Origin of the sequence: Emticicia oligotrophica DSM 17448, assembly GCF_000263195.1 — a bacterium.
Taxonomy (GTDB): Bacteria; Bacteroidota; Bacteroidia; order Cytophagales; family Spirosomataceae; genus Emticicia; species Emticicia oligotrophica.
Window position 1 is genome coordinate 52,017 of the sequence record NC_018743.1, and the last position, 6,936, is coordinate 58,952.

Annotated in this window: 7 protein-coding genes and 1 pseudogene; 7 read left to right on the top strand and 1 reads right to left on the bottom strand. The window is 33.6% G+C overall.

The window, feature by feature from the left end; genetic code table 11:
* Nucleotides 1-3 precede the first annotated feature (3 nt).
* Nucleotides 4-954: a ParA family protein gene (locus tag EMTOL_RS21285; RefSeq protein ID WP_015026374.1), complete on the bottom strand. Its 951-nt coding sequence runs from the start codon at nucleotides 952-954 to the stop codon at nucleotides 4-6.
* 642 nt (nucleotides 955-1,596) lie between these two features.
* On the opposite strand from EMTOL_RS21285, the gene EMTOL_RS21290 reads away from it, so the two are divergent.
* From EMTOL_RS21290 to EMTOL_RS21320, 7 genes and pseudogenes are all read left to right on the top strand, one after another.
* Nucleotides 1,597-2,985, top strand: a complete 1,389-nt coding sequence (locus EMTOL_RS21290; protein ID WP_015026375.1) for a replication initiation protein — start codon at nucleotides 1,597-1,599, stop codon at nucleotides 2,983-2,985.
* Nucleotides 2,986-3,084: 99 nt separating this feature from the next.
* A pseudogene (locus EMTOL_RS22305) lies at nucleotides 3,085-3,407 on the top strand (type I restriction-modification system subunit M N-terminal domain-containing protein); the annotation flags it as partial.
* 53 nt (nucleotides 3,408-3,460) lie between these two features.
* Nucleotides 3,461-3,688 (top strand): restriction endonuclease subunit S, encoded by a 228-nt coding sequence (locus tag EMTOL_RS21300; protein WP_305953327.1) that lies wholly within the window; start codon nucleotides 3,461-3,463, stop codon nucleotides 3,686-3,688.
* Nucleotides 3,689-3,780: 92 nt separating this feature from the next.
* Nucleotides 3,781-4,281: a restriction endonuclease subunit S gene (locus EMTOL_RS21305; protein ID WP_052315452.1), complete on the top strand. Its 501-nt coding sequence runs from the start codon at nucleotides 3,781-3,783 to the stop codon at nucleotides 4,279-4,281.
* Nucleotides 4,282-4,365: 84 nt separating this feature from the next.
* Nucleotides 4,366-5,094: a DUF6088 family protein gene (locus EMTOL_RS21310; protein WP_015026376.1), complete on the top strand. Its 729-nt coding sequence runs from the start codon at nucleotides 4,366-4,368 to the stop codon at nucleotides 5,092-5,094.
* Nucleotides 5,091-6,074, top strand: coding sequence for a nucleotidyl transferase AbiEii/AbiGii toxin family protein (locus EMTOL_RS21315; protein ID WP_015026377.1), 984 nt, complete (start codon nucleotides 5,091-5,093; stop codon nucleotides 6,072-6,074). Before EMTOL_RS21310 ends, EMTOL_RS21315 begins: the two co-directional genes overlap by 4 nt.
* A 2-nt stretch (nucleotides 6,075-6,076) precedes the next feature.
* Complete coding sequence (locus EMTOL_RS21320) at nucleotides 6,077-6,403, top strand: type I restriction endonuclease (RefSeq protein WP_041694432.1); 327 nt, start codon at nucleotides 6,077-6,079, stop codon at nucleotides 6,401-6,403.
* Nucleotides 6,404-6,936: the final 533 nt, after the last annotated feature.

Here is a 6,936-nt window from a genome sequence, read left to right on the forward strand (position 1 = left end):
ATATTAAATTGAAACTATTTCTTGTGCTAAAGCGGCATATTGCTGCGTTGGAGACGCAGTAGGAGCATACATAAATAAATCTTGCATAGCTAATTGCGATTGACGCACAGCAGTGGCATTCTCGACAATAGCATCAAAGATGCGAAAATGTTTATATTCTGCCTTAACTTTTTCAATCATCAATTGATGTGCTGATTCTATATTACGACCATTTCGTTTGACCATCGTAAATAAAATCCCCTTAACAGTCAGTGTTGGATTGCTGTATTCCCTGATACTATAAATAATCTCAAACAACTTTTTCATTCCGTGGTAGGTAGATGCTTCTGGCAAAAAAGGAATAATACAACTATCTGAAGCAACGAGAGCGTTTTCGGTAAGTATTCCAAGTGAGGGAGGGCAGTCAATTAAGATATAATCGTAGTTTTCACGCACCGAGCTAATTCTTTTTGCCAATCTACTGTTGGCACTTACTGAGGCAATTAGCTCCTGTTCTCGCTCTGACATCTTAATATCCGATGGTACTAAATCTAAGTTGTCTTGTAAATGAATAATTGGTAAAGGCTCGTTTTCAAGCAATGAATGTATGATTTGTTTGTCGAATGAAAACTGGTTGAAACACTGTGTAGTATTTCCTTGAGAATCCATGTCAATCAATAGTACTTTCTTACCAAGTAATGCCAAAGCCTTTCCTAAGTTTATGGTGGTTGTAGTTTTAGCAACTCCCCCTTTATGATTCACAATCGAAATTACCTGTGCTTTGGTAGTTTGATTTTTGAAACCGTATTTCCGCAAAATAGGCTCTAATAGGCTGCAATTTTTTTGATTAAGTACAATTTTACCTTTTGTTGCCTTATTAAGTGTACTTGCTGGTAGGCCCGCCTCTTTTTCTAACTGTGAATGATTTAAGGCAGGATTATTTTTTAAGAAAGTAATTATTTGCTCCGATGTCATTATGAATAGCTTTAAAGTAATTACAAATAAAAATCTATTTTTTTAGATAAGCAACTTTATTTTTCTTAAAATTTAGAAACACTTTTTATAAGCAAACCAAATTACAACAGTAAAACGACTTTTATGGGGTTTTACTGACATACGCTTTTTATTAAAAAAAACTACAAAAACGACTTTTATAGGGTTTTCAAAACATTTCTCTTTTATTAGAAAGTAAAATACTATTTTTATATAACGACTTTTATGGGGTTTCGTTAGAAACTCTTTCTTTGAATATCAAAAAACAAAAACGAATACATTTTACTATATCTTTTCTTTAAAAAGAAAAATTTTAAAAACAACGACCTGTTTTGTATCTTTCTTTTTTCTTTCTTTCTCTTTATATTCTTTCGCTTGATGTAAAGTGCTATAAATCAATTACTTATATAGTAATAAAACGACTTTTATGGGGTTTAAAACGACCTTTATGGGGTTTAAAACGACTTTTATAGGGTTTAAAAACGACCTTTATGGGGTATTAAAACGACTTTTATAGGGTTTAAAACGACTTAAAAAAATATTAGTCGTTTTTGTGTGTTTATATTTCAAAATGTATATACTTTTGCGATAAGTATATACATACAAATCAACGCTTTTTACTTCATGGAAGATAAAAAAAGAGAAAAAGCTATTGAGGCTATTTCGAAAGACCCTAACAGAATAATAAAGACTAACCCAATTATTAATGCAAGGTATGATATAACTACCGTACAAATGAAGGTCTTTTTGAAGATCATTGCCTCAATGGATCAAAGTAAAGATGATATTTCAGAAGTACAAATTTCGGTAGGAGAGTTGCAAAAGTTCGTAGGAAGGTCTTCTAAAAATATTCATAAGTATCTTCAAGATGAGTTGGTTAAGCTTAAACAGCGAAATATTTATTATGAGGACGAAAATATTAGATTAGATACAAATTTGTTAAGCTCAATCATTTACTACAAAAAGCAAGGCTATTTTTCTTTTGAGATTCCCAAAGCCTTAAAACCATTTTTACTTCAGATTAAAGAAAATTTTACTGTTTTAGATATTCGGAATATGCTTTTTCTTGAAAGCATCTATGCAATGCGATTTTATGAATATTGTAAGGAGTTTGAAAGGTTTAAACAATTCGAGATAGATGTAGAAGAGATTAAACAAAGGTTTGGAATTGCTGATAGGTACAAAAATTATTTTGATTTTAAACTGAAGGTCATTAATCAAGCTCGAACAGAGCTGATGAAGAATTCAGAGCTTTATTTTGACTTTGAAGAAATAAAAGAAGGGAAAAAGGTTGTAAGACTGAAATTCACTGTTATCAAAAATAGTACGCAAAGAAATAATGATGTTGTTGAGCTTAACCCAGAGATAGAAGAGTCTGTACTTGAAATTATTGAATTAGTGAAAATGTTTGTAGCGGAGTCAACCGTAAGGAGTTGGTTTGAAAAATATCCATACGAACAAATAAAGAAGGGGGTTCAATACACATTGAATCAGGTAAAATCTGGGGTAGTGAAAGATACGGGAGCCTACTTACAAAAGATGGTAGCTACTGCTGACCTATTTGACCCAACTGAATTGGTAAAACAAGAACAAAAAAGAAAAAGAGAGCAGGAGAAAGAAATATTAGCCAATAAAGAACAAGAACAAGCAATTGAAAATGCTCAAGGTCAGATAAAGGCAGAGTTTTATAATGCAAAAATGGATTTAACAGTAAATATTTTATCGAAGGATAGTAAATTGTTTCTCGCAATCTTAAATCAACTGAGGTTGGAAAATGAGCAAGAGCATAAGCTTTTCTTATCTGAAATGGCTCTCAATAACTATAAACGGGGTAAAGATTCAGAGAAAGATAGTTTAGAACAATTTCTATTTAATTTAGGAGAGGGGGGAAGCTTTGCAAGCTATGTATTTGATTATTTACAAAAGGAATATTCTACAGTTTATACAAAACTCAAACAAGATTTTCTGCCCAAAGCAAGTAGGGTAGGGCTGAGAGCTGACGAACTGATATAGTTTTTTATTTTCGATTAATGAAAGAGTATCTCACTAATGTTATATAAATAGTGGTTAATATTGTATCAAATTGAATCCATTATAATCGCCCTAAGAGTAATACGAAATAATGGGGCTAAACAGACAAAAGAAAAAGCAATAGAAGAAACCCTGCGAGAATCTGCCAACAAATTGAGAGAGTGTGTAGAGCCAGCCGAATATAAACACGTTGTTTTAGGTCTCATATTTTTAAAATTTGCCAGCGATAAGTTTGAAGAACATCGCAAGGCAATGAGATAGCCAAAGAGCAAGAAAAATTCCTCGAAATGCCCGATTTCTTCGGCATGGCTAATGTATTTTATCTTGATGAAGAATCTCGTTGGAGCTATATCATCAAAAACTCTAAGCAAAACGATATTGTTTTAAAGATTGATACCGCCTTGCTTATGATGTTTTTGAAATAAAAGATACAAGTGTTCTTTACCCTGAATATTTGATGATGTGGTTTTCACGAAGAGAGTTTGACCGAAATGCTTGGTATTACACAGATGCCGATGTTCGTGGTGGTTTGCCTTGGAAATCGTTTTGTGATATGCAGCTCCCGATTCCATCCATTAGCAAACAAAGAGAAATTGTAAAAGAATACAACGTTATTCAAAACCGAATAGCACTCAACCAAGCAGCTCATTCAAAAACTCGAAGAAACCGCCCAAACGATTTATAAACAGTGGTTTGTGGACTTTGATGATAGTAAATCAAATTTTCTTAAAGAATACATAGAAACAAATCCAAAGCTTGAACTAAGAAAAGGAAAATATGTCAACATATATTGAAATGACAAACCTTTCAGAAACATCTATGTGTATAAACGGCAAAGCAGAAAGAGAGTATCAAGGAGGGGCAAAATTTCAAAATGGCGATACACTTCTTGCTCGAATTACACCGTGCTTAGAAAATGGAAAAACAGCCTTCGTTAATACATTAAAGACTAATGAAGTTGCTGCGGGTTCTACCGAATTTATTGTAATGAGAGCCAAAAATAATGTGAGTTCATATTGGGTATATTGTTTAGCCAAAGATGAAGACTTTAGAAATTATGCTATTAGTAGTATGATTGGTTCATCAGGACGACAAAGAGTTCATGAAAAGTATCTTGAAGACTATAAGCTTCCTTCAATTAGTATGGAAAAGATGGAAAAGTTTGATTTTGTAGCTAAACCAATTTTTGAAACTATCAGATTAAAATCATTAGAAAACCAAAAACTAAGCGAATTAAAAGACTTGCTACTTTCTAAATTGGCAACGGTGGGAGAATAAAATAATATTGTAAATGCTATATGAATGTCAAGTTTTTTACATTAAAAACTTGACATTTGTGTTTTAATCATTAACTTTGCTATCATGAAAGTAGCAGAGCAAATACGAGAACAAATAAAAAATATACCCGAAAGTCAGCCTTTTGGGTATGATGCTTTGGGTATAGCCCCCGAAGATTTCTTCACGGCCGCCAAAGCCCTGGAGCGTTTGGTAAAAAAAGGAACAATAAAAAAAGTTTCAAAAGGTGTTTTTTATAAGCCCAAAATGACCATAATGGGGCCACTTGGGCCAGATTATAATGCTATCTTGAATGATTTCTTATATAAAAACAAAAAGCGGGTGGGCTATATAACAGGGGGCGTATTATATAACCAGTTGAACCTTACTACGCAAAATTATTTTAGAACAAAAATAGCCACCAACCGAAGTCGAAAGAAAATAGAAATGGGTTGGCTAAAAACAAGTACTGTCAAGTCGTATGTTGAGATAACCGAAGAAAACTATCAACTTTTAGGTATTTTAGATGCCATTAAAGATATAAAAAATATAGCTGATACTTCTACTACAAAAGCTATTAAGATATTGGCAGGAAAACTGGTAAATTTTGAAAAACCAGCCATTCAAGGTTTACTCAATTATGCACTACAATATCCACCAAGAGTTCGGGCATTGTTAGGTGCAATCATCGAAGATAAGTTTGCAAATGTTTTTGATTTAGAAACATTACGAAAAAGTTTGAACCCAACTACCACCTATAAGATAAGCATCAAAAAAACGGATTTGCCAACGATTGAAAACTGGAATATCAAATGAAACTGCACCAAAACATAGAATTATACATTGATATGGTTCAGTTTACAGCCGATGAGATGGGTATAAAAGCGATTTACGTAGAAAAAGACTATTGGGTTACGTATGCTTTGTATAAAATTTTTCATAACGAAATAGGCAACGATACAGTGTTTAAAGGCGGAACGGCACTATCAAAATGCTATGACATGATAGACCGATTTTCGGAAGATATTGATTTGGTGGTTCTACGCCGAGAAGGCGATTCTGATAATAAACTCAAAACCAAGCTAAAAACTATCAGTCAAGTTGTGTCTGAAGTTTTGCCCGAAGTAGTAATTGATGATATTACTAAAAAAATGGGCATGAATCGGAAAACGGCTCATAGCTACAACAGAGAATTTTCTGGAAATTATGGGCAAGTAAGAGATGTGATTATACTTGAAGCAACGTGGTTGGGGTATCATGAGCCTTTCACGTACCGACCGATGCAATCATTTGTGGGGCAAATGATGCTTACTAACGGACAAACAGGTATAGCAGAAGCCAACGGCTTGATGCCATTTGAAGTACGAGTACTCGACCCAACCCGAACACTCTGCGAAAAAATCATGAGTTTGGTGCGTTTCTCTTACGGCGAAAACCCAATCGAAGATTTACGGAAGAAAATCAGACACACCTACGATTTACACCAATTATTGCAGCAAACAGCATTTTTGGAGTTTTTACACTCGCCCGATTTCGATGAAATGTTGCTAAAAGTAGCCAATGATGATGTAAGCAGTTTTAGAAATAATAATGAATGGCTCGTAAATCATCCGTCAGAGGCTCTTATTTTCAAAGATTTAGCTAATGTTTGGCAATCGCTAAGACCAGTTTATAATGGAGATTTTCGGAATTTAGTTTATGGTACTTTACCCAATCCTGATGCGGTGTTGGCAACCTTAACCGAGATAAAACAACGCTTACAAACTACCACATGGAATATAAAAATTGAAAAATAGCTATGAAATTCACCGAAGCACAATTAGAAAAGGCATTTATTGAGTTGCTGCAACAAGAAGGGTACGAGTATCGTTTGGGCAATACTATTGCCAGAGCCACCGATGAAGTATTGATTGAAGAAGATTTAATCAACTATCTTCTGCGTAAATACCAAAGCAATCAACTCACTAAAAACGAAGCCAAATCTATTGTTCTTCAATTAAAAACATTGCCTGACAGCGATTTATACGAAAGTAATAAAACGATTATGCGTTGGCTGAGTGATGGTTTTATCTTGAAACGTGAAGACCGCAATCAAAAAGATATTTACATAGAGCTGATAAGGTAGAGCGGCCAAGGTTGTACTGAACAACAGTGAGTTAGAGAAAATAGAAAAGTATTACCAAGAAGCAGCCGAAGCAGGTGCAAACGAGTATCAAATAGAAAAAAGCAAAGAAGAATCTGCCAAAATGGATGCTATCTTGGGCGAGACTTTATCCTAAAAGTCTCGCCCAGCCATTCCGCTATAAACTTATTTTTCCATAAAAAAATGAGTCCAATCCAATTTTGTGTTTTATATATGAGCTACCTACACTTTTTCTTACTATAGATAATTTGAATTTTTCAAATAAGATGTATCTGTTTCTACGTAAAAAGTGCTAGTACCTATTTCCCATTTGGATAACCCTGTAAATCCATATTCTTCCAATATTAATATTTTTCAACTTTCATCCAATCACCAATAGATAAATAAAGAAGTTTTATTTTGGTCTATAACCCAAAAAATCCGTCTTTTATGTCAATCCAATTGTCGGAATATCAACGATGTTTTTTATTCACACCATTAATTATAACGTGAGTTCGGGATTATAATAAACTCAA